Source organism: Butyricicoccus sp. AF18-9LB, assembly GCF_027684505.1.
In the GTDB taxonomy this organism is placed as follows: Bacteria; Bacillota; Clostridia; order Oscillospirales; family Butyricicoccaceae; genus Agathobaculum; species Agathobaculum butyriciproducens.
Genome location: NZ_JAQCWA010000021.1, coordinates 26,143 through 46,552 on the forward strand (window position 1 = coordinate 26,143; position 20,410 = coordinate 46,552).

Annotated in this window: 30 protein-coding genes; 28 read left to right on the top strand and 2 right to left on the bottom strand. The window is 56.8% G+C overall.

Going from position 1 to position 20,410, the window contains the following annotated elements; genetic code table 11:
* Positions 1-17 precede the first annotated feature (17 nt).
* From PGY33_RS11095 to PGY33_RS11150, 12 genes are read left to right on the top strand one after another with little or no spacing between them, the layout of a single operon-like run.
* Positions 18-188 (top strand): hypothetical protein, encoded by a 171-nt coding sequence (locus tag PGY33_RS11095; RefSeq protein WP_158579315.1) that lies wholly within the window; start codon positions 18-20, stop codon positions 186-188.
* Entirely contained in the window at positions 175-444 is a 270-nt protein-coding gene (locus tag PGY33_RS11100; RefSeq protein WP_195385780.1) for a hypothetical protein, read from the top strand. The genes PGY33_RS11095 and PGY33_RS11100 overlap by 14 nt, the downstream gene beginning before the upstream one ends.
* Entirely contained in the window at positions 444-659 is a 216-nt protein-coding gene (locus PGY33_RS11105) for a hypothetical protein (protein WP_270478664.1), read from the top strand. Before PGY33_RS11100 ends, PGY33_RS11105 begins: the two co-directional genes overlap by 1 nt.
* Positions 631-939 carry a hypothetical protein gene (locus PGY33_RS11110; protein ID WP_270478666.1) on the top strand — a complete coding sequence of 103 codons (309 nt, stop codon included), beginning with the start codon at positions 631-633 and terminating at the stop codon, positions 937-939. The genes PGY33_RS11105 and PGY33_RS11110 overlap by 29 nt, the downstream gene beginning before the upstream one ends.
* Positions 884-1,384 (top strand): hypothetical protein, encoded by a 501-nt coding sequence (locus PGY33_RS11115; RefSeq protein WP_270478668.1) that lies wholly within the window; start codon positions 884-886, stop codon positions 1,382-1,384. Before PGY33_RS11110 ends, PGY33_RS11115 begins: the two co-directional genes overlap by 56 nt.
* Entirely contained in the window at positions 1,381-1,743 is a 363-nt protein-coding gene (locus tag PGY33_RS11120) for a hypothetical protein (protein ID WP_270478670.1), read from the top strand. Before PGY33_RS11115 ends, PGY33_RS11120 begins: the two co-directional genes overlap by 4 nt.
* Positions 1,744-1,755: 12 nt before the next feature.
* Entirely contained in the window at positions 1,756-3,291 is a 1,536-nt protein-coding gene (locus PGY33_RS11125) for a PcfJ domain-containing protein (protein ID WP_270478672.1), read from the top strand.
* Positions 3,292-4,188, top strand: a complete 897-nt coding sequence (locus PGY33_RS11130; RefSeq protein WP_270478674.1) for a DUF3102 domain-containing protein — start codon at positions 3,292-3,294, stop codon at positions 4,186-4,188.
* A complete protein-coding gene (locus PGY33_RS11135) occupies positions 4,185-4,529 on the top strand; it encodes a hypothetical protein (RefSeq protein ID WP_118647401.1) in 345 nt (114 codons plus the stop codon). Before PGY33_RS11130 ends, PGY33_RS11135 begins: the two co-directional genes overlap by 4 nt.
* Before the next feature lie 10 nt (positions 4,530-4,539).
* A complete protein-coding gene (locus PGY33_RS11140; protein WP_270478676.1) occupies positions 4,540-4,899 on the top strand; it encodes a hypothetical protein in 360 nt (119 codons plus the stop codon).
* Positions 4,862-5,254, top strand: a complete 393-nt coding sequence (locus tag PGY33_RS11145; RefSeq protein ID WP_270478678.1) for a hypothetical protein — start codon at positions 4,862-4,864, stop codon at positions 5,252-5,254. Before PGY33_RS11140 ends, PGY33_RS11145 begins: the two co-directional genes overlap by 38 nt.
* 43 nt (positions 5,255-5,297) lie before the next feature.
* Complete coding sequence (locus PGY33_RS11150) at positions 5,298-5,483, top strand: hypothetical protein (protein WP_147359081.1); 186 nt, start codon at positions 5,298-5,300, stop codon at positions 5,481-5,483.
* A 26-nt stretch (positions 5,484-5,509) separates the two neighbouring features.
* Here PGY33_RS11150 and PGY33_RS11155 read toward each other — a convergent pair whose 3' ends face one another.
* Together PGY33_RS11155 and PGY33_RS11160 are read right to left on the bottom strand one after the other, a co-directional pair.
* Positions 5,510-5,908: a hypothetical protein gene (locus PGY33_RS11155; protein WP_270478681.1), complete on the bottom strand. Its 399-nt coding sequence runs from the start codon at positions 5,906-5,908 to the stop codon at positions 5,510-5,512.
* A gap of 14 nt (positions 5,909-5,922) precedes the next feature.
* The gene (locus tag PGY33_RS11160) at positions 5,923-6,288 is read right to left on the bottom strand and encodes a hypothetical protein (protein ID WP_270478683.1); all 366 of its coding nucleotides are present in this window, start codon (positions 6,286-6,288) and stop codon (positions 5,923-5,925) included.
* Between the two features lie 256 nt (positions 6,289-6,544).
* On the opposite strand from PGY33_RS11160, the gene PGY33_RS11165 reads away from it, so the two are divergent.
* From PGY33_RS11165 to PGY33_RS11240, 16 genes are all read left to right on the top strand, one after another.
* Complete coding sequence (locus PGY33_RS11165) at positions 6,545-7,339, top strand: rolling circle replication-associated protein (RefSeq protein WP_270478685.1); 795 nt, start codon at positions 6,545-6,547, stop codon at positions 7,337-7,339.
* A 204-nt stretch (positions 7,340-7,543) separates the two neighbouring features.
* Entirely contained in the window at positions 7,544-7,909 is a 366-nt protein-coding gene (locus PGY33_RS11170; protein WP_270478687.1) for a hypothetical protein, read from the top strand.
* Between the two features lie 179 nt (positions 7,910-8,088).
* Positions 8,089-8,679, top strand: a complete 591-nt coding sequence (locus PGY33_RS11175; RefSeq protein WP_270478688.1) for a recombinase family protein — start codon at positions 8,089-8,091, stop codon at positions 8,677-8,679.
* A gap of 135 nt (positions 8,680-8,814) precedes the next feature.
* Positions 8,815-9,357 carry a helix-turn-helix domain-containing protein gene (locus PGY33_RS11180; protein WP_270478690.1) on the top strand — a complete coding sequence of 181 codons (543 nt, stop codon included), beginning with the start codon at positions 8,815-8,817 and terminating at the stop codon, positions 9,355-9,357.
* Positions 9,347-10,672, top strand: a complete 1,326-nt coding sequence (locus tag PGY33_RS11185) for a terminase large subunit domain-containing protein (RefSeq protein WP_270478692.1) — start codon at positions 9,347-9,349, stop codon at positions 10,670-10,672. The genes PGY33_RS11180 and PGY33_RS11185 overlap by 11 nt, the downstream gene beginning before the upstream one ends.
* Positions 10,656-11,207, top strand: coding sequence for a hypothetical protein (locus PGY33_RS11190; protein ID WP_270478694.1), 552 nt, complete (start codon positions 10,656-10,658; stop codon positions 11,205-11,207). Before PGY33_RS11185 ends, PGY33_RS11190 begins: the two co-directional genes overlap by 17 nt.
* Positions 11,200-12,798, top strand: a complete 1,599-nt coding sequence (locus PGY33_RS11195) for a hypothetical protein (RefSeq protein ID WP_270478695.1) — start codon at positions 11,200-11,202, stop codon at positions 12,796-12,798. The genes PGY33_RS11190 and PGY33_RS11195 overlap by 8 nt, the downstream gene beginning before the upstream one ends.
* Positions 12,791-13,012, top strand: a complete 222-nt coding sequence (locus PGY33_RS11200; protein ID WP_270478696.1) for a hypothetical protein — start codon at positions 12,791-12,793, stop codon at positions 13,010-13,012. The genes PGY33_RS11195 and PGY33_RS11200 overlap by 8 nt, the downstream gene beginning before the upstream one ends.
* Positions 13,013-13,021: 9 nt before the next feature.
* On the top strand, positions 13,022-13,369 hold the full coding sequence (locus tag PGY33_RS11205; protein WP_270478698.1) for a hypothetical protein: 348 nt from the start codon (positions 13,022-13,024) through the stop codon (positions 13,367-13,369).
* A 10-nt stretch (positions 13,370-13,379) separates the two neighbouring features.
* Positions 13,380-13,685, top strand: a complete 306-nt coding sequence (locus PGY33_RS11210) for a hypothetical protein (RefSeq protein WP_270478699.1) — start codon at positions 13,380-13,382, stop codon at positions 13,683-13,685.
* A gap of 322 nt (positions 13,686-14,007) precedes the next feature.
* Positions 14,008-15,000 (top strand): hypothetical protein, encoded by a 993-nt coding sequence (locus PGY33_RS11215; RefSeq protein ID WP_270478701.1) that lies wholly within the window; start codon positions 14,008-14,010, stop codon positions 14,998-15,000.
* 24 nt (positions 15,001-15,024) lie between these two features.
* Entirely contained in the window at positions 15,025-16,080 is a 1,056-nt protein-coding gene (locus PGY33_RS11220; RefSeq protein WP_270478703.1) for a chitobiase/beta-hexosaminidase C-terminal domain-containing protein, read from the top strand.
* A 53-nt stretch (positions 16,081-16,133) separates the two neighbouring features.
* Positions 16,134-16,511 carry a hypothetical protein gene (locus tag PGY33_RS11225; protein WP_270478704.1) on the top strand — a complete coding sequence of 126 codons (378 nt, stop codon included), beginning with the start codon at positions 16,134-16,136 and terminating at the stop codon, positions 16,509-16,511.
* Between the two features lie 3 nt (positions 16,512-16,514).
* Positions 16,515-18,434, top strand: a complete 1,920-nt coding sequence (locus PGY33_RS11230; protein ID WP_270478705.1) for a hypothetical protein — start codon at positions 16,515-16,517, stop codon at positions 18,432-18,434.
* Positions 18,435-18,443: 9 nt separating this feature from the next.
* Positions 18,444-19,478: a hypothetical protein gene (locus PGY33_RS11235; RefSeq protein WP_270478706.1), complete on the top strand. Its 1,035-nt coding sequence runs from the start codon at positions 18,444-18,446 to the stop codon at positions 19,476-19,478.
* The coding region (locus PGY33_RS11240; protein ID WP_270478708.1) for a hypothetical protein at positions 19,478-20,410 on the top strand (933 nt) is incomplete at its 3' end. The genes PGY33_RS11235 and PGY33_RS11240, both read left to right, overlap by 1 nt.

Below are 20,410 nucleotides of genomic sequence, written 5' to 3' on the forward strand. Positions count from 1 at the left end.
AGAAAGGGGTGGTTACGGTGGCAATCGTGGCTGAATATCATTATCCGAACGGTACGGTTTACATTGACGACGACTGTTACCGTGACGTTCCGCCGTATGAAATGCAGCGGCGCATTGAGCGGCTGCAGAAAACGGCGTGGGAATTACTGATGAATCAGGAACGGAGGAAGAAAGATGAAGGCAAGTAAGTTTATGATGAGCCTGTCGGCGGCGGTGTTCGGCGGCGTGATGTACATGCAAATTGCCGGTGCCTGCAGCCGCATGCAGGCGGCGGTGCTTGGAACGGCGATGCTGGTATGCATGGCAATCTGCTATGCGGATCTCTGTGCGGCAAAACGCCGCCGGGCGGCAGAGGAAGTCAAGGCCCGCAAGGCGGCCCGCGTCTCCATGGACAAGGCTGCGCACATTGCATACCGTGCCGACCTGATGAGGCAGATCCGCTGATGGACTGGAAGAAAAACCGGCAGAAATTCCAGATGCCGCATGACCGGGTGGAACGCTGCATGCGGTATGTGACGGCTGTCGAAAAGGACGAGAAACGCGCTGAGAAAGCCAAGAAGGCACGCTTTGACGCGCTGCTGCTCGAACGGTGGCAGGCTCGGCAGGAGGCTAAAAAACAGGAGGGCGGTCATGCAGAGATTCAGCGGATTGGAAATTAAGCCGTATTCTCAGCTGACCGAGCTGCCGCGTGTGCGGATCGACAGGGTGCGCGTTGAGGTTCAGCGCACCCTGTTCGGCGAAACCGAGTATCACCTGGTCGGCACGATGGGTGACGAGGGCAAGGCGTGGCCCATCTGTGCGCCGCTGACCGAGCTGCCCGACGTATGGGAACGCAAGAAAGAAATAGAAAGCGCCATCTGCATGGCGCGCCAGGAGGAACAATATGAGAGAAAAAGAAAAGACGCGGGTTATCTGGAGACACCCGCAAGGCCGGTTTGAGCTGCGGGAAACCGAGCATTACAGCCTGTTTGAGGGTCGTACATATCATACACGCGAGTGTGTATTTACGCCCGATGACGATGCGCGCGGGCTGTGCAGCGAGGTGCCGACAGGCATTTTTGTGCCGGAACTGCCTACGCCGCAGAAAGGCGTGCAGGGTCCGGTCAGCGACGCGGACGTAGACCAATGGTGCGAATGGTACAAAGCCGGCAAAAATGTTGCGGATATCGCTGAGATGGCAAGACGCAGCAAAGCTACCGTTGCGGCGCGTCTGCGCGCGCGCGGACTGCTGCCCGATCGCGTTCCGCGCGTGACGGATGAGGAAGTACGCGAAATGGCGCGGCTGTTTGCTTCCGGCCTGTCCGTGCGCGAGGTTGCGAAGGCAACCAAACGAAACATGAGAACAGTACGCGAACACTTGAGAGAAACGAGGGATATCAGATGAGTTTACATAAGATCAAGGCGGCAGTGGACGCCGCCGAGGGCAACGCCCGCCGGATGGGCGAAGTTGTGCTGATGATCGCCCAGGCGGACGAGCACGCGGCAGAGGTGATGGCGGCTGACCTCGATAATCCGGAGATGAGCCTGCAGAAATGCTTTGATGCGCTTTATGAGTATGCGAAAAAGCACCAGAAGAACGGCTTCTGGGGTTGCGTGTGCAATCGCTTTGACCCGGAGAATCCGGTGATTCAGTTCGCGGCTGACTTTTACAAGGTGGATTTGGGCGCGGCGGCAAGTGAGACGCCGGAAACCCAACCGCTTGGGCGCGGCAGTGATGATCTGGATTTGATGAGCCTGCTGTAAGGAGGCGGGATTGTGTTTGAGGTCAATGATATTCCGCCGATTGACGGCGGCGCGCTCGAGCAGCTCATTGATGAGTACGCCGAGCACAGGGAGTTCCTTTTCTTCCGGCGAAATCCGGGTGATGACCTCGACCCTTTTCTTGGGCACGAGGACGGATATGAATGCTTCTGCTCGAAGTGCAGGGAGCGCTTTGTACGGCCGCTCAAGGAAGGGCCTGCTTCGCACTGGGGCTTCTGCCCTGTCTGTCACGGCGCGGTCACTCCGAAACGGTGGGGCAGCGAGAATGCAAAATTCCTTGCTGCAGAGGCTTTCCTCTTTTCCTTCTTCCTGCACGGCAGAGGGCGCGAGGTTTGGCTCGTATCCTTACAGGTTCGGATGAACCCGCACTTTCTCGAGAGCAAATACTCCGGGCGCGAGGTGTCACGGATCGTCTTTTACGAGGGTGGTGCGAAAAAGTGGAAATTCAACTTTCTGGATGATATCCAACCGGTGAAGCGGATCGCAATGCCGACCTGGCAATATGGCTGCTACGGCGGCGCTTTCCCGGGATATCTCGCGATAAATCCGGACGAGCTGCGCGGCACCTGCCTTGAATACAGCTGCTTTGAGACTGCGAACTATGCGCTCGAAGATCTTGCGGCTTACCTCGCGCTTTACTGCCGCTATCCGGCGGCGGTCGAGCACCTTGTGAAGCGCGGCTTTATTTTCTGGCTGCGGGAGCGCGAGAGTCGCGGCGGTGCGCTCTTTCAGCGTCTCATCAACCTGCGCGCGGACAGTCCGAAAAAGCTGTTTCGAGGACTCGACCGCGCGGACCTGCGCGTGCTGCTTGACGCGAAAGCGTCGCTTCCGACGGCGCTATTTTACCGCGAGCTGAGGCGCGCGGGCGCGGCACGGGCAGACGAGGACAGCGTTTATTTCGCCATGACTGCCTCTGCGGTCCTGTGTGAGTTTTCTGAGTTTTCCGCGCTCTGCACGGACTTCGGGGAGACGCCGAAGGAGGTGCGCAGGTACATTGAGCGCCAGGCACGGCGCGCGGATCAGACGCTTCATGCGGCATTGACCGAGCTGCGGGACTATCACGGACAGCTCGACCGGCTCGGTCTTGACGGCGGTCAACTGCCGCCGAATCTGCATGAGGCGCACGCACGGCTCTCTGAGCGCGAACGGCGGCTGCTGAAACGCGGAAAAAACGAGAAATTCCGCACACAGCGGCATTTGCTGCAGTGGATGAGATGGAAGTGGGGTGGGATGTTTATCCGCCCGATCGACAGCGCCGAGGAAATTGTGCGCGAGGGCGAGGAGCAGGACAACTGCGTGGCAGGTTACGCAAACCGGCACGCGGACGGCAAGACCATCATCATGGTGCTGCGAAAATGCAGCGAACCGAGGAAACCGTGGCACACGGTGGAGATCGACCCGAAGACACTGGAATGCCGGCAGTGTTACGCCGCGCACAATCACAAGCGCACGCCGGAGGCTGCGGAGTTTATGGAGAAATACCTCGACCATTTGCGCGAGGTCACGAAAATGATAAGGAGGTCAGCTTAAATGAGCGAGAATGTTGTTGCGGTACGCTCGATTGAGATCGTAACCGCTGAAATCACGATGATCCGGGACAACGCCCGGAAGGTTTTTCTGGAAAGCGTGATTCAGATCGGCACGCGGCTTGAGGAGGCCAAGCAGATGGTGCCGCAGGGCGAGTGGACGGCTTATCTGACGGACAAGCTCGGCTACAAGCCCAGCACCGCGCAGAATTATATGCGCATTGCGCGCGAGTTCGGCGGCGGGCAGGTGAGCCTTACCGGCAAGACGGCGGCGGATGCCTTTGGACAGTTATCCTATTCGCAGATTCTGCCGCTGCTCGGCATGGCTGAGGAGGAGCGCGAGGAGATTGCCGAGGAGCACGATCTGCCGAGTATGTCGAGCCGCGAAATTGCGGCGCTTGTGAAGGAGCGGGACGAGGCCAAGGCGGAAGCGGAAAAGGCGGTGCGTGAGAACGATGCCGCGCAGGCGGCACTGTCCGTTGCCGAGGAGAACCGCGGCAAGGCCATGCGCGAACGGGATGAAGCTGTGCGAAATGCCGAGAATGCCAAGGAACGGGCGGACGAGCTGCAGGGGCAGCTTGACGCCATCGAGGACAAGCCCGCAGAGGTGCGGGAGCTGACCGAGGAGGAATTGGAGGAAATCCGCGAAAAGGTACGCGCGGAGAACGCAGAGGCCGCCAGGGCGGCAGAGGAACGCGCAAAGGCCGCCGAGGAAAAGCTCGACAAGGTGAAGAATCCGGCGGCGCACAAGGTGAACTTTTTGTTTGGCGAGGTGCGCGGACTGGTGGAACGGCTCGAGCAGGCGCTCGCGGAGCTGCATCAGACGGATGAGGCCGCCCGCGAGAAGTTCGCAAAGGTGATTGCGGACTGGCTGTGCAAGGAAGGGGATCGTCTGGCGTGAAGAAGAAAGGCAAAGGCAAGCCGCGGGGCATGAATTACGCCGATGTGCTCAAGGCGCGGCGGGATCGTTTGCAGCTGGCGATGGATGAGGCGGCGCTTTTGAACGTCGAGCAGAGCATGCAGCGGTATCTCTGGCTGATGGCGGTCAGCCTGCACGATGCTTACGGCTTCGGTCCGGAGCGCCTGCAGAAGTTTTTCGAGGCGTTTCAGGAGAACTCGGATGAGCTTGCGAAAATGCGGGCAGAGGTAGACGACGATTACGCTTTTGAAAAGCTGCGGCTGCGGGCGGAGGACGTCAGCCGGATGGATATTCGCTATTATGGGAAACTCAAGATTGATTAGGAGGAAAAATATGAATGCAAAGAGAGCGGCAAAGCTGATGCAGATCGCCCATTATTACGGCGAGGAAAAGCAGGTTTGCAAGCTGATGGAAGAATTGGGCGAGGCTACGAGCGCGGCAAGCGAGGTGCTGATGCTGCTCAGCTATCATGAGCAGGGCGGCAAAAAGCGTGATCTGACCGCGAGACTCGAACACCTTGCCGGAGAACTGGCCGATGTGGTCAATGTCACTGAGCAGATCATTCAGCTTTTTGGACTGGAAACCGATTTCAAGGTGGCGCGGCACGCGGGGATCCAGAAAACCTTGAAGAGAATCAGAGAGGAGGAACAGGCGAATGAGACACGAGTTAAGCCTGCGCGGCGGAATCTTTAACGGCGCTGTCAATCTGTTCGATGATAAGCTGCGCGGCGTGCTGAATGATCTGCTCCGGCAGAGCCTGAGCGAGGGCTCGGTGACCCTCAAGGTCGATGTGTCGCTATTGTGCGAGGCAGAAGAGGATGAGGAAGGCATTCCACACTCGATCAGCAAACCGTATTTTGAGTATAATGTGACTTCGGCCATCACACAGAAAGACAAGTCCAGCGGCGAAGTGAAGCAGCAGCTCAAGCTCCGGCGCGTGGATGGTCAGCTCGAACTGCGCGATCTTGACGAGAATACGCTGTTTGATATTGTGGAGGGTGGTGTTCAGGATGGAGCGCAGCCCGACAGAGACGGCACACCTGGTTGATTCCCATTACAGCCGGTCGTTTGGACGGCCGCCGGATAATGAAATGCGTGAGTTTATTCGGAATGCTGCCGAGCATGGTTTGACGGCGGACGAGCTGATCAACTGCATGACGGCGGCTGTGGTTACTTACGGCTTCGGCGCCTATGAGCGCGATTACCGAAAGGTTTTCGTGGCTGAGGCGCGGAAGGTTTGGAAGATGAAAAACGGAAAAGAGAAAGCCAGCCCGTGAAGGGCTGGCTTTGAGGACTATTAACTTTATTGCTCTGCCTTAAAGATGAGCGATTCGAAGTATGCGGCAAGTGTGATTTTCTGCTGTGCGGCTGCACGGCGCGCCTTTTCGATGGCGGCGGCGCTGATTGAGAGCGACAGCGGAACGCGGGTATTGTCCTCTTCGTCGATCAGGCCAAAGAGGCTCTGATACTGATCAGCATCGAGGTGCTCTTCGGCCCATTCGCGCGCTTCCTCATAGGTCAGCGGCTCTATTGCGTCCTCTACACCGCGATAGCCTTCGCGGTAAATGAAGTATTCGCCTGTGCGCTTACGGTACAGAGTCTGTCCGTAGTACACATCAGCGACCGAGCCGCGGTCGATCCGGTTCGATACCGCTTTCGCAGTATCGGTGTCGTACAATTTTCCGGCGATAATCTTTTTCATGGTTTTTCCTCCTCTTAATTCTTGGTGCGGTCGATCCACTGCTTGGAATTGGCGTCCCATACTTTATTTGCTCGGAGTGTGCTCATTACGAGATCGTGCAGGTGATCAAAATCGAGCTGACCGCCCATATTGATGACGTGCTCTGCATTTTTGAACTGCTCGCTTTCGCAGCAACAATTCAAAAAACGGCGGACCTCATCGACCTGTGCGTATGTGTAGCCCGCCAGCTTTTCGCCGTGGCCGGCATCGTAGGAGTCCAACTTGCGAATGTAGTTTTCCATATTGTCGAGGTTTGCGAAAGCCTCGTCGAGGATATCATACGCCCAGCTGCACTGCTTTTTGGAACCCTTGGTAAATGTAAGAACTTCTCGGATACTCATTTTTATTTCCTCCTTGATTGGTGGATTCTGTTCCCTTTTCTATGGTTTTATTATATCATATACTTGCAATGAAGTCAAGTAAAATACAAATTAAAATAAACTCTATATACACAAGAATTACAATGTATTTTGTGTAATCTGCTATATCTCTGAGCGCAGGCGCGGGAGCCGGCTCGGGGAGCAATATGCCCGCGGCCGGGGATCTTTATGCTTGCATAAGCCAAGGCTGCAGGGCAACCCGGAATAAAGGTGAATTATGTTATATCAAAAACAGGAGTGCAACGGTGCGCTCTATCAGATGTGTTTATATTCCATGGGCACGATGCCGGGCATGTCGCCCAGGCAGAGGGCGGGCAGACGGCGGACAACCGAGAAGGCCAAGCAGGAGATCAACCGGCGACAGCGCAAATGGCGGCTGATGCAGCTGATCAACGCCAATTTTGTGAGCGGTCGGGATCTGTTTGTTTGCTTGACGTATGCGCCGGAGGCTTCCAGAGCGCGTGCCTTGGAAAAATTCCATGCGAAGATGAAAAAGGCGTATGCCAAGATTGGCCTTACCTACAAATACATAGCGGTAACAGAAGAACATGACATGGACGGTGAGCCGGTGCGGCTGCATCACCACCTGATCCTCAGCGGTGCGCACGGTGTGCAGCTGGCCGAGGTGGTGCGTGATTGCTGGGCTTCCGGTCTGGCCGATGTGCGCACGCTGCGCGAGGGCGCGGACTTTTTCGAGGATACCGCCATCTATCTGCTCAAGGAGGATTGTCACAAGGGCAAAGGTGCGCGGCGATACTCCACCAGCCGCAATCTGACCCCGCCTGCAGAGCCGGTACGGCTGCGTTTGGGAGAGGAAGAAGAAGCGGAAGTGCCGCCCGGCGTGAAAATCATCGAGCATGTGCAGAATGCGAATGAGTTCGGCCGCTATGAGGTTATGGTCGGCCGCATTTACAACCAGGCGGCGTTTAGCGCGTGGTGGGCGGCACAGCGGCGCAAGGCTGCTCCCGATCCGTGGGAACGGCTGCGCAGGAGACGGCAAAGAAAAGTTTAAGATATCGGCGGCTGGGTCCGCCTGACAGCCTTGTAGGGGGTCTAACAATTCCCCTGCAGTTTGTCGGAGAGGTTCGGACGAATGAATACAGAACGTAATCACATTACTGTTTGTACTCTCTCAAAGGACGGAGCGCGCGGAAGCGCGTAACGGTTACGGCAGTAAGGCGGGAAATCTGCGCGGCAGGAGGTGCAGCACGGCACAATGACAAAAGACAGATTAAAACAGGTGGAAAGCCTGGTCTGTGAACTGGAAGAAGAAAGAGAACGGTTTGCGCGGGAGGCTCGGCACCACAAGCGGATCGAGGAGACTTACGGCGTTGGCTGTCTGTTTGGTCGGGATGCACTGGACGCGGCATGGGATCGGCTGCAGGCCATTGAGGCCGAGTGCCAGGATGAGCGCGACATGGTGCGGCAGTGGATCGACAGCGTTTCCGACTCCATGACCCGGCGCGCGCTGCGGCTGCGGTATCTGGACGGGAAGAGCTGGGGCGAGTGCGCCCGGCGGATGGGGTACGCAGATGAGAGCGGTCCGAGGAAGTTGGTCGAACGATATATGCGGATGGCCTGACGATGTGTCACCCGTCCGCTTTGCTGTGCCCTTCGGTGTAAAAATAGAACATGCCCAAATGGGCAGGTGTGCAGGAGCACCGAAAAACGTAAAAATAACATGGTTTTCCGCTTTGTTTTACAGTTGTAAAGCAAAGTCAAGAATACAACTTTACAAAACATCAACAAGGAGTGGATAACATGGCAAACGGAGCAAAATTAGCGTATGTGCGCGTATCGACTGAGGAACAGAACGAGGCGCGGCAGGTGGAAGCCTTGAAGCAGTATGACATTGACAAGTGGTTTATCGAGAAGGTGAGCGGCAAGGATATGAACCGCCCGAAGCTGCGGGAAATGCTGGACTATGCCCGAGAGGGCGATACAATCTACATCCACGACTTTTCCCGTATCAGCCGAAGCGTTGCTGACCTGATGACGTTGACCAAGGATTTACAGGAACGCGGCATCCATCTGAAAAGCAACAAGGAGGGCTTTGACACCATGACCCCTATGGGGCGTGCGATGATCGGTTTTATTGCAATCATCAATCAGTTTGAGCGGGAAAACATGCTGGAACGTCAGCGGGAGGGAATCGAGATCGCAAAGCGCGAGGGCAAGTACAAGGGCAGGAAAAAGACGGAGATTGAAGATATTGCTGGTGCATATCACGCCTGGGTAACACGGCACAAGAGCAAGGCAACGATCGCACGGGAAAACGGGATCAGCAGGCCGACACTGGATCGGCTGCTGAAGGAGTACGAGCGGGAGGTTATTGCGAAATCGAATAGCTGAAAACACAAGCGCTTGGGCGGGCCGTGAGGCTCGTCTGGGCGCTTTTTTTGCTGCCCGGACAAAGTTGTCCGTTTTGTCCGATTTTCCCGATTATACTTGTATTCAGCAAAACAAGATACGCGCGGAGGTGATTGGATGCAGCAGCGAGGTAGTAAGTATGACCAGAAAATCAAAGACGAGGCGCTGGCACTGATTGCGTCCGGCGTGAAAATCTCCAATGCGTCGGTGCGGCTCGGAATCCCCAAGAGCACGTTATCGGATTGGGTACATACCCAGAACGAGAGCGACGAGGACGGTGTGGCTGCACGGCGGGAGATACGCCGCAAGCAGATCGCCCGGTGCGAGAAGATCGGGGACAAGGTGCTGCGTGCGCTCGACCGCAAGGCTGAGGCCGCCGCGAAGGACACCCGGACCATCAATGACGGACTGGCAGTGCTTGAAAAAGCGGCCAAGGACGGCGTAATCGCGCTGAGTGAGGCCGAGGTGGCAAGTCTCAGAAACGTTGTAAGCGATTACACCGGCGTCGGCCTGCGCGAGCTGGCCGGAACCATGAAGGATGTTGCGGCAAGACAGGAAACGCTGGAGTCCCATCTGGCTGAGAAGGAAGAAGCGGCTCCGGAGATCAACCTGCAGCTGACGCTTGTTGATCCGGCAAAGGCGGTTAGCGATGAATCTTGATTTTCAGATCACGCCGAAACAGCAGCTGTTTATGGACACGGATGCTTTCGAGGTCCTTTACGGCGGTGCAGCCGGCGGCGGCAAGACGTTTATTCAGGCGCTGGACGCTCTTGTATACGCGCTGCGGTATCAGGGCAGCAGACAGCTGATCCTCAGACGCACATTTAAGGAGTTGGAACGCTCCATGGTGCCGCAGACGATGGAGTTGTATCCGGCCAGTGTTGCCAGCTACAACACGAGCAAGCACATTTGGAAGGTTGGCCGCTCCACCATTGAGATGGGATACATTGCAACCGAGGGCGATGTGCAGCAGTACCAGTCCGCCGAGTACGACGTGATCCGGTTTGACGAGATGACGCATTTTACCGAGAGCATGTACACCTATATGATCTCTCGCGTGCGCGGCACGAGACCGTTTCCAAGACACGTCAAATCCACCGCTAACCCCGGCAGTGTGGGACACACCAACGCCAAGAGCCGGTTTATCGATATCGGCGCTCCGATGGAGGTACACCGCTGCGAGGGCGGCACGCGGCTGTTTATTCCGGCCAAGCTGGAGGACAACCCGTTTCTGCTTTCCAAAGACCCACAGTATGAGGAACGCATGAAGAACCTGCCGCGTGAAATCTACATTGCACTGCGTGAGGGCAACTGGGATTACTACGTCGGACAGTATTTCACCGAGTTCAAGCGGGAGCTGCACGTTGTTCGTCCGTTTGAGATTCCGGCATGGTGGAGACGGTATGTTGCGATCGACTACGGCCTCGACATGCTGGCGGCGTACTGGATCGCGGTGGATGAGAACGATTATGCGGTGGTTTACCGTGAGGTTTACCAGCCCGACCTTATCATCCCGGAGGCGGCCAAGCGACTGTTGAACGCAAACTGTAATGACGATATCACGGCATGGTTCGCGCCAAAAGACCTGTGGAACAGGCGGCAGGAGACCGGCAAGAGTGTCGCCGATCTGTTTGCGGAGTACGGTCTGTATCTCTCCAAGGTGAGCAACGGCCGCGTGGCCGGATGGTACGAGCTCAAGCGCCGGCTGCAGCCTGTGCCCGATGTGGATGGTACACTCAGACCGAAATTGCAGATTTTTGATACCTGCTTGAATCTCATTCGCACACTGCCGGGCTTGCAGCACGACGAGAAGAACCCTAACGATACGGCAACCGAGCCGCACGAGCTGACGCACGGACCGGACGCGATCCGGTATTTCTGCGATGGATGCCCGCTGCCTGCGGAACTGCCGAGAGTAAGAGACGAGGATTATCTATCAACTGAGGAGGAAATGGGAAATGTATTTAGCTATTAGTGCCGTTGCGGCGATGTGTGCTTTTCTGGCGGCTGTGCAGACCCGAAACGCCAAGCGCTTGGGCGAGGATTTGCGGCAAAAGACCGTGGAAGCAGAATCCTTTCAGCTGACTGCGCGGACGATGGAGCAGAGACTGCACACCGAGGAGGCGGCGCGCATGCAGCTTGCGGACCGCATTACCAAGGTGGAGACCGCCCTGCGTGAGAGTGAGGACACGGCCTGCCGTCTGCGGCAGGAGCTGCAGACTGAGCGCAGGAAGTTCAAGGAACTGCAGGAAGAACTCGACGCTGCCAAGCATGCACACGATGCCGCTATCTGGTTTTCCCGCAACGAGGTTGATAATCTCAAGCAGGAGAACGGTAAGCTGACCGAGGCGCTGAACACCGAGCGGGAGACCGCAGAGCACTGGCGCGAGGAGCATCAAAAGGAGCAGCTCTGGCGGATGAGCACCGAGGGACATATCCTGCGGGAGCTGCACAACATCCTCAACTATGACGGCACCGCCCACGGGCAGGAGGAATTAAGCGATGAATGAGCAGAAAACCACGCTCACGGCTGACAGGGTGCAAGCCGAGTACGAAAAGGGCGTGCAGTACAACACAGGCCTCGGCCTGTACGAGGACGTCAAGCAGTGCGAGAACTTTGTGGAAGGGAAGCAGTGGGAAGGACTCAAGAGCAAGAACCTGCGTCCGATCACGATGAACGTACTCGACCCTATCGTGCATTACAAGGTTGCGCAGATCGTCTCGAACGATGTGGATCAGGAGGTTGAGCCGTTCCTTCCAGATGAGCAGGCCGAGTATGCGGCGAAAATCCTTGAGCAGAGCATTGATCGTGTGGTTGAGCGAACAAAACTGAAAAGTAAGCACCACATGGTCCTGCGTGACGCCTGCGTAGACGGTGACGCGGCACTGTATTTTTACTTTGACGCAAGCAAGCCGTCCGGTTTGGGCGGTGTGCAGGGAGAAATCTCTGCCGAACAGGTCATGAACACGAACATTCTGTTCGGAAATCCGTCCAACTCGAACGTGCAGGAGCAGCCGTACCTTATCATTGTGCGCCGCAGACCGGTATCCGAAATCCGCAAGGACGCGAAGCGGCTCGGTTGCAAGGAATGGGAGACCATTGAGGGCGAGTCCGACGGCCTGTACAAGGGCGATGACGAGCAGAATAACAGCGACAGTCTCGGCAACGAGCTTGTGCGGTTCTGGAAGTCCGCGGACGGCCGCGTGCACTACTGCCGCTCCTGCGGTCGTGTTATGATCGAGCAGGATGTGGCAACCGAAATGACGCTGTATCCGGTGGCTTATCTCAGCTGGAAGCCGAGAAAGAACTGCTATCACGGCGTGATGGAGATCAAACCGCTCATCAACACGCAGATTGAGATCAATAAACAATGGACCGCGCTTGCGCTTATGCTGCGGAATAATGCTATACCGAAATTGGTATATAACCGCAATAAGTTCCCCAAGGGATGGGACCCGGACGCGACCAGTATCGGCGTCACCGGAGATGTGAAGGACGCGCTTACCGGCGTTGCAGGCTCGATGCCGATTCCGACCGAGGCCACCGGCATTACGTCAACAATGACGGACGCGCTCAAGAGTGTAGCGGGAGCGAATGACGCCGCGCTCGGCAACGTCAAGAATCCGGAGAACAGCAGTGCGATTGTAGCGGTACAGACCGCGAACGCCGCGCCGCTGGCGCTGACCAAGATCGCCTATTATCAGTTTGTCGAGAACTACGAGCGGGTGCTCATCGACATGATGCATGCCTATTACGGCATGCGTCAGGTCAAGATCATGGACGAGGCGACAGACCCGGAAACCGGTGACACGCAGGAGCAGACCCGCGTGGAGATGTTCGACTTCGGCGCGATTCCGGTGGAGGCGCTTGACCTCAATATTCATATCGGCGAGGCAAGCTACTGGAGCCGCATTCTGCAGGTATCCACGCTTAATAATCTGCAGACGGCAGGCGTTATGCCCAATATGGTTGAGTTCCTTTCTCGTATGCCGGAAGGCTCGGTTAAGGATCAGGAAGGACTGGTCGAGGCTGCAAAGAGAGTGCAGCAGCAGGCCAGCATGCAGCAGGCATTACAGCAGGGAGGTTTGATGAATGGATAACAACAATGAGAGCAAGGCGGAACGATTTGTGCGACTGGCAGAGCCGCGCGTGAACCGTGCTTGCAAGGCAATCAGCATGATCGGCCATCTGGCGGCCAGCTCGTATGAGTACACCGAGAAGCAGGTTGAGGCCATGTTCGGTGCGATGCAGGAGGAGCTGAATGCGCAGAAGGCGAAGTTCACCAAGGTTACGGACCGGAAGTTTCGGTTTTGAGGTAAGAATATGAAGTACACAGTTGTTTTGGATTTCGATGGTGTTATTCATAGTTATTCCTCTGGTTGGCGGGGCAAGACCTGCATTCCGGATCCGCCCGTCCCGGGTATCCGAGAAGAGATTGATAAAATACGGAAGTTCTATGATGTGGTTGTTGTCTCGACTCGCTGCGATACGCAGGAAGGCATGGATGCGGTGAAAGCCTACCTGAAACAGAATGCTATTGAGGTAGATGCCATTATGAAGGAAAAGCCGCCGGCTATTGCGTACGTTGACGATCGAGCGATTTGTTTCGATGGCAAGGCGAATGGACTGCTCGATAAGATTGTTTCTTTTAAGCCGTGGACTGAAAAATAGGAGATACGACATGAAAAAGTTATTTATTTCTCAGCCGATGAAGGACAAGACCAACGATGAAATTGAACGCGCGCGTGAGCGTGCTATCCGCGAAGCGACTGAATATATCGGTGAGCCTGTCGAAATCATCGACTCCTTTTTTAAGGATGCACCGCACGACGCAAAGCCACTTTGGTTTATTGCGGAGTCTATCCGGCTTATGGCAGATGCGGATCTCGTTTATTTCGCCAAGGGTTGGGAGGACGCACGCGGCTGCATGATTGAGCGCGAATGTGCTGTGCAGTACGGCGTTCCGATTCTCGAACCTGATTATTGATTTTTCTGTTCCGGCGTTCGGACGGGCGGGAGCTGACCTCACCCGCCCCATTGATTCCCCTTATTTCTTTCTGATGGCGGGCACCCTCGTTCGGGTCGAGGGCGTCCGTCCGAGCGCCGGAATACGATATTTTCCTGCACTGCGGCGGGCGTGGGATTCTCGCCATATTATCTCGCGTCCGGGTTACGCATTCCCCGTGCGTGCAAGGATACAAGCGGGTGCACTGCTTACGGAACGGCGGTGCGTCCGCCGGAGTGCAGGAACACACGATAAACACACGGCAATGAGACGCAAGTCTTTTGCATATAGGAGGATTGTCTAAATGGATTGGAAAACCAGCAATCATATGGACGGAAGCGAGATCCGTGACAGTATCGGTTTGCAGTATTTTGCCGAGGACGGCAATACATCCGACACCGGCGCGGACATGGACGGTTTTAACGGCGACGATTTTCTTGCGGCGCTTGAAGGCAATGACGTTCTGGAAAACCAGCAGACCGCCGCCGAGGGTGCAGAGGAGACCGTGCAGGACGGCGCGGAAAACCAGCGCGCCGAAGAGCAGCAGGAAGAACCGGAGAATCAGCCGCCAGAGGGCGGCGAAGTACCGCCGGAGACGGTGGAACAGCCGGTACAGACCGTGCCGCTCGTCTACAACGGACAGCAGATTATGCTGCCTGCAGATGCAGTACAGGCGCTTACCGGTGCGCTCGGTGCGAACCCGGTCGAATTGCTCCAGAAGGGAATGAATTATGACCGGAAGGCTGAGCGCGAAATGCGCGTACTGGATCAGTACGCCGAGGCCGCCGGCATGAACCGGCAGCAGTACCTTGAACAGCTGGAGGGCGCACGCAATGAGCAGCTGCTCTCGGCTGAGATGGAGCAGTGTCGCACGGAGTTTCCGGATACACCGGACGCGGCGCTTAAAGCAATCGCCGAGGGCCGCATGGCTTCCCGGCGGGCGGCCGAAGCACAGGCTGCCGAACAGCAGCGCGCACAGCTTACCGCCATGCAGCAGCGCATTGATCAGACTGTTGAACAGGCACGAGAAGAAGCCGATGCACGCGCGTGGGAAGAATATGTTTCACTCTCTGGCGTGAAAAGTTTCGAGGAAGTGCCAAAACGCGTGCTTGAATTGGTGCAGCAGGAAGCTATGACGCCCGTTGCCGCGCACTGGCGCTACCAGGCTGAACTGAATCAGCAGGCGGTCAGGATCGCAGAGAAGAATCAGACAAACAGACAGACAAGCCCCGGCAGTGTGGCAGGAAATGAGAGTGACACCTCTGATCCGTTCCTGCGCGGACTGTTGGGACTGTGAAGCTAAAAGGAGTGACAACACTTTATGGCAATCAATCTTACGACTAAATATGCCTCTACTATTGAGAAACTGTATACCCACACCTCGTTCCTGCGCGCTCACTGCAAGGCGAACGTGGAGATGACCGGCGCGAAAACCTGCCGCGTATATATGCTGAACACCACCCCTGTTGTGGACTACACCCGCAACGGCAACAGCCGATACGGCGAGGTGAAGGACGTACAGGACACCGTTGTTGAGTACATGATGACGCAGGACAAGTCCTTTACCGGCGTTGTTGACAAGGGCGATGAGAGCGAGCAGGCTATCAGCAACAAGAGCGGCCAGTGGCTGCGTCAGCAGATTGCAGAGCAGTGCGTGCCGACCGGTGACAAGTACGGCTTTGCGCGTATTGCAAAGCTCGGCCACATTGCAGGCGTAACCGCAGAGCCGACCAAGAGCACCATTGTTACCATGGTCTACGACGCGGCAACCTACATGGACGAGAACCTCGTACCGGAAAACGGCCGCGTACTGTTTGTACGCGCTAAGGATTACCCAAAGATTATCCTGTCTGACGAGTGGCACGGCCTGGATTCGCTGGCTGGCAAGCAGCTGCCGACCGGCACGGTTGGCCAGATCGCTGGCTTTACCGTAGTCAAGGTGCCGAGCAATATGTTCCCGACAGACGTTTACATGGTTGCGGCGCAGGAATCCGCGCTGGCGTTCCCGTACCGTATCAATGACACCAAGATTCATCAGGACCCGCCCGGCATTTCCGGTGCGCTGATCGAAGGCCGCCAGACCTACGACCTGTTTGTACTGGCCAGCAAGGCGGACGCCGTTGTGGTTATCGGCAAGGATGGCAGCAAGCAGGCGTGCACCGTAGCGATCGCTTCGCACAGTGCGACCGTTACGGCGGCAGATGCGGACGAAATCTGGTACACGCTGGACGGCTCGGACCCGCGCTTCTCCGCAAACCGCATGCTGGTCGCAAGCGGAGGCACGGTTGCAACGACCGCAGGCCAGACCATCCGCGTGGTTGCGTTCGGTAAGGCCGGCAAGCTGACTTCGGATGTGGCTGAGGCTACGGATAAGTAAAGACCCAGGAGGGCGGGCGGCTGCCCGCCCTCTGTTTGTTAGGAGGTGAGAGCGTGGCGACGACTATTAAACGCATTTACACGCTGGCACTGGCGAAAATCATTGAAGCGCCCGGAACAGACGTTGACTTTGACAGCTACTCGCCGACACTGCTTGACAGCCTGCTTGTGGAGGCGTTACCGTACGAGAACGCCATCCGCGCACAGCGCGGTGACGCGGAACTGACAAGCACGCCAGAGGTCACGACGATAGACGGCACGGTGCTCGACTGGGACGACCGGATCACGCGCGTTGCGCTGCCGTGGGGACTGGCGGCGGCACTGCTGTTTGACGATGAGAACCGCAAAGCGGAAAGCGTGATGTTCCGAAACGAGTTTGTTTCGGCACTCGAGGACGCTGCGCCCGCTGTGCCGGATTACGGGGAGGAGTAAGACATGCCGCGTAAGGTTACGGTGCCGGATTTCACAGAATCCGAGGAAGGCACCAAGCACTATAAGCGCTTCAAGGGTTTGGACTACTCCACGGATGAGACCCAGATCGACGATGGACGCTCTCCGCGGGCGGTGAACGTTATCGCAGACGAGGGCGGCTTCCCTGAGCGGCGCTATGGATGGCGCACCCTGCTGCGGTTTACCGATGCGGACGGCAAAGCGGTTCCTGTTGCCGGAATCTTTCCGTACGAGAACGACAGTGACGAGGAAAACCTCACGCTCATCGTTCATGCAGGCAGCAAGCTGTATGCGGTAAAGCTGGATACTGACTACAAGGAAGTAAAGGACAGCCGCAAGGAGCTGCTGGACAAGCTGAACAGCGGCGGCCGCAGCCAGGGCTTTTACATGCACGGCAAGCTGTTCATCCTGACCGGCGAGCACTACGTTGTGTATGACGGCAAAACTGCCGTACACGCGGTAGACGACAACGCCTACTGTCCGCTGACCAGCTATCAGCGCAAGGCGACAGGCGGCGGCGAGACCTACGAGAACGTTAATATGCTGTGCAAGTGGCGCAAGAACCGCTTTATCGGAGACGGCTCGAGCACGACCTATCAGCTTGACGTGACCGGCATTGACAAGGACTGCACGCCGACAGCGGCCTACCTCAACGGCAGTGCAATCCCTGTGAAAAGCTACGATGCGGAGAAGGGCACGGTGACGTTTGAGACAGCACCGAGCGCGCCGGAGAACGCCGGTATCTCCAATTTTGAAGTGAAGTTTGCCAAGACCACCGAGGACCGGAAGAAGGTGCTCGGCTGCACCATCTTTGCGATTTACGGCATGGACGGCAGCAGCAACCGCGTTTTTGTTTCCGGCAACAGGGAGCACGCGGCGATGGAATGGTTTTCCGGCCTGTCCGACCCGACCTATTTCCCCGACATTAACTATTCTGTCGTGGGTTCGAGCGATTTTCCCATTATGTGCTATCTCAAGGCACAGGGTGAATTACTGCTCATTAAGAAGGACAACCGGCAGGAGGGCACGATCTGGCACCATTCGGGCGCAATGCTGAACAATGTGGCAACCTTTCCGCTGAAAGAGGGCGTGCCCGGATACGGTGCGATTGCAAAGTATTCCTCGGCAAACCTGAATGATGATCCTCTGTATCTCAGTCCGCGCGGCGTATATGCGCCGACTACGACGTATTACAACAACATGCAGGTGCGGCAGTTATTCTGCCGGTCGAGGCGTGTCAACCCCAAGCTGTGCAAGGAGCGCAGACTTGCGGACGCTGTAGCCGCCTGCTGGCGCGGCTGGTATGTGCTTGTGATAGACGGCTGCGCGTATGTGGCAGACGGCAATCAGGACAAGGCAGACAATGGGTATGAATGGTACTACTGGACGAACGTGCCTGCAAAGGTGCTCTGCTCGCACGAGCAGGCGCTGTATTTCGGCACCGAGGACGGCAGGGTTTGCCGGTTTAATGACGATCTCGTGGATGAGAACAATGACATTATGATGAATGCGTTCTCGGACGACGGTGCGGCCATTCACACGGAATGGGCTACCAAGCTCGACACGATGAACACGCCGATGATACTCAAGACCATGCCCAAGCGCGGCAGCGGCGTGCACCTCAAGGCGTACACGCGCAGTGCGGTTGAGATTTTGGTAAGACTCGAAACCGACCACGGAACGCTCATGAAGCGCGTGACAGCGGATCGGCTGAATTTTCATTATATCAGCTTTGAACGGTTTCCGTTCGGAACGGTGGTCAACTCCATTATCCCGTTCCTGTTCAAGCGGAAGGGCTGGAAGGCGATTCAGGTCATTCTGCAGTCCGACACGGTGGACGAGGGCTTCGGCGTACACGAAGTGGTCATCCGGTACTTTATTGCAAAGTACGCAAAGAGACAGTGAGGTGAGGACATGACGTTTGATGAAAGCAAAATTTCAGCCGAAAAGGCGGCAGAGACCGGCGTGCAGAGCCAGCCGGACGCGCTGACCGGCTCGGCCGAGGAAAACAAGAAGGTTTTCGATCTGCTGCCGCTGCTTATTATCGAGAGGCTCAACAAGCTGATCGAGGCATTGCAGGCCGCAAACAGCGCCGGACAGATCGGCGCGACCGAGTTTTCCAATGTGACCGGCGACACGGTGCAGGAGCAGCTGCAGAGCATTCAAAAGAACCTCGAGGACTACCGGGACGCGGTAAAGGAGAACGGCGCGGGAGACGTCGGCATGACACCGTTCGACGGCGTGAACGCAAACACCGTGCAGGCCGCGCTCGAGCAGCTGCAGGCTAACCTTGTGCAGTATATCAATGCTGTAAAATCCGCCGAGGGCGCGGGTAGGGTCGGCATTACGCCGTTCAAGGGCGTGACGAGCGGGACGGTACAGGCTGCGCTCGAGGAAATTCGCAGGCAGATCGACGATGTAACGGCGGGCGTTATCCCGGACTACGGCGTGACCACAATCAAGCTGGCGCTGCAGGCCGTGACCGCCGATCGACTGGCGCAGGATGTGCTTGACATGATCGAAGCGGCAGAACCGGCGCGCAGCACCAACGAACTGGACGATTACACAATGGAGACCGGCCGCTTTATCAACGCCGGTGCGGGCTGGAACACGTTCAAGTTTCGCCATCCGTTCGAGGGCGTGCCGGTCCTGACGGTGACGCCGAAGGAATTTGACGGCTTTTGCGAAATTAAGAGCGTGACTGCGGAAGGATTCCTCTATTGCCTGCGTCAGCCGAGTTTGCAGGGCGGCAGTGCGACGAAGGGCACGGTGACAACGGCTACCGGCTATATCGGCTCGGGCACCGGCTCGTCACCCAGTCACAGTCAGATCACCTATGTTTCCGGTGTGACGCTGCCGCAGGTCGTTCTGCCGACGCTCGGCACGATTACAACGGCAGAGAAGATCGAAATGGATTATATCGCTATTGAGTTTGGAGGTGACGAGTAATGATCAAGAAGATTCAGCAGGATTTCAGCTATTACTCGCATGAGTTTAAGGATAACTACCGAAAAGGCATACACCGCCTGCGCACCATCCTTGCCAGCAGGGCACAGGCACAGGCGTTCGTAAGCAACGCAGGCGGCGTTGCGGTCGTGCTCGGCTATGAGCCGGAAACGCCGGACAAGAACGCACAGGAGCTGTATGCGCTGCTTGCGGCTTCGCCGTATATCGACGATGCGGTGCAGACGTTCCTGGGAAGCATTTACGAGGCAGGCGCGGAAAGCCAGAATGTGATGTATTCGGACAGCGCTCGCTGTCTGGAAATCCTGCACGATCCGGTTATGTCTCGCTCCGCAGGCGCAGGCGCGGTAAGCGCCGGGAAATGGATCGCAACTCTGGCAGGACAGAGCTGCAATTTGTACAGGGATATGAACGCGGTTGCCGCCAGCGATATCGCTATGACGGCAGTGGCTGCAAGTGAGACTGCAATGGCGGCTGTCGTCAGCAACGCGACGGCGCTTAATGCTGTTGTAACTTCTCAGGTTGCACTCAATGCTGTTGCCGCAAGCGAGACTGCGATGGCGGCTGTCATCGGCAATGTGACGGCGCTTAACGCTGTTGTAACCTCTCAGGCTGCAATGAACGCGGTAGCTGCAAGCGAAACTGCTATGACGGCGATTATTGCGAACAGTACAGCGCTCAATGCGGTGGTGACTTCTCATGTAGCGATGAACGCGGTAGCTTCGTCCTATGTGGCTGTGGCCGCAGTCTACGAGAGCGCGGTAGCGGTTGAAGCTGTCAAGGCAAACGAAACAGCCTGGGCGACCCTCACGGGAGCCTCGAGCGCAGTTATGGGCAAGGCCGCGGCGAAGCTGGCCGGTTTGAATCCGGCGGACTATGCCGACATGGCGGCGATTGCGTCGTCCTCGACCGCTATG

Bases quoted from the DNA above. Each gene is read 5' to 3' on its own strand.
- PGY33_RS11195 (WP_270478695.1), top strand. From the start codon at position 11,200: ATGAATGAGCAGAAAACCACGCTCACGGCTGACAGGGTGCAAGCCGAG.
- PGY33_RS11130 (WP_270478674.1), top strand. From the start codon at position 3,292: ATGAGCGAGAATGTTGTTGCGGTACGCTCGATTGAGATCGTAACCGCT.
- PGY33_RS11210 (WP_270478699.1), top strand. From the start codon at position 13,380: ATGAAAAAGTTATTTATTTCTCAGCCGATGAAGGACAAGACCAACGAT.
- PGY33_RS11140 (WP_270478676.1), top strand. From the start codon at position 4,540: ATGAATGCAAAGAGAGCGGCAAAGCTGATGCAGATCGCCCATTATTAC.
- PGY33_RS11205 (WP_270478698.1), top strand. From the start codon at position 13,022: ATGAAGTACACAGTTGTTTTGGATTTCGATGGTGTTATTCATAGTTAT.
- PGY33_RS11150 (WP_147359081.1), top strand. From the start codon at position 5,298: ATGCGTGAGTTTATTCGGAATGCTGCCGAGCATGGTTTGACGGCGGAC.
- PGY33_RS11170 (WP_270478687.1), top strand. From the start codon at position 7,544: ATGACAAAAGACAGATTAAAACAGGTGGAAAGCCTGGTCTGTGAACTG.
- PGY33_RS11110 (WP_270478666.1), top strand. From the start codon at position 631: ATGCAGAGATTCAGCGGATTGGAAATTAAGCCGTATTCTCAGCTGACC.
- PGY33_RS11160 (WP_270478683.1), bottom strand. From the start codon at position 6,288: ATGAGTATCCGAGAAGTTCTTACATTTACCAAGGGTTCCAAAAAGCAG.
- PGY33_RS11180 (WP_270478690.1), top strand. From the start codon at position 8,815: ATGCAGCAGCGAGGTAGTAAGTATGACCAGAAAATCAAAGACGAGGCG.
- PGY33_RS11230 (WP_270478705.1), top strand. From the start codon at position 16,515: ATGCCGCGTAAGGTTACGGTGCCGGATTTCACAGAATCCGAGGAAGGC.
- PGY33_RS11185 (WP_270478692.1), top strand. From the start codon at position 9,347: ATGAATCTTGATTTTCAGATCACGCCGAAACAGCAGCTGTTTATGGAC.
- PGY33_RS11200 (WP_270478696.1), top strand. From the start codon at position 12,791: ATGGATAACAACAATGAGAGCAAGGCGGAACGATTTGTGCGACTGGCA.
- PGY33_RS11215 (WP_270478701.1), top strand. From the start codon at position 14,008: ATGGATTGGAAAACCAGCAATCATATGGACGGAAGCGAGATCCGTGAC.
- PGY33_RS11105 (WP_270478664.1), top strand. From the start codon at position 444: ATGGACTGGAAGAAAAACCGGCAGAAATTCCAGATGCCGCATGACCGG.
- PGY33_RS11100 (WP_195385780.1), top strand. From the start codon at position 175: ATGAAGGCAAGTAAGTTTATGATGAGCCTGTCGGCGGCGGTGTTCGGC.
- PGY33_RS11115 (WP_270478668.1), top strand. From the start codon at position 884: ATGAGAGAAAAAGAAAAGACGCGGGTTATCTGGAGACACCCGCAAGGC.
- PGY33_RS11155 (WP_270478681.1), bottom strand. From the start codon at position 5,908: ATGAAAAAGATTATCGCCGGAAAATTGTACGACACCGATACTGCGAAA.
- PGY33_RS11120 (WP_270478670.1), top strand. From the start codon at position 1,381: ATGAGTTTACATAAGATCAAGGCGGCAGTGGACGCCGCCGAGGGCAAC.
- PGY33_RS11165 (WP_270478685.1), top strand. From the start codon at position 6,545: ATGTTATATCAAAAACAGGAGTGCAACGGTGCGCTCTATCAGATGTGT.
- PGY33_RS11220 (WP_270478703.1), top strand. From the start codon at position 15,025: ATGGCAATCAATCTTACGACTAAATATGCCTCTACTATTGAGAAACTG.
- PGY33_RS11235 (WP_270478706.1), top strand. From the start codon at position 18,444: ATGACGTTTGATGAAAGCAAAATTTCAGCCGAAAAGGCGGCAGAGACC.
- PGY33_RS11145 (WP_270478678.1), top strand. From the start codon at position 4,862: ATGAGACACGAGTTAAGCCTGCGCGGCGGAATCTTTAACGGCGCTGTC.
- PGY33_RS11190 (WP_270478694.1), top strand. From the start codon at position 10,656: ATGTATTTAGCTATTAGTGCCGTTGCGGCGATGTGTGCTTTTCTGGCG.
- PGY33_RS11175 (WP_270478688.1), top strand. From the start codon at position 8,089: ATGGCAAACGGAGCAAAATTAGCGTATGTGCGCGTATCGACTGAGGAA.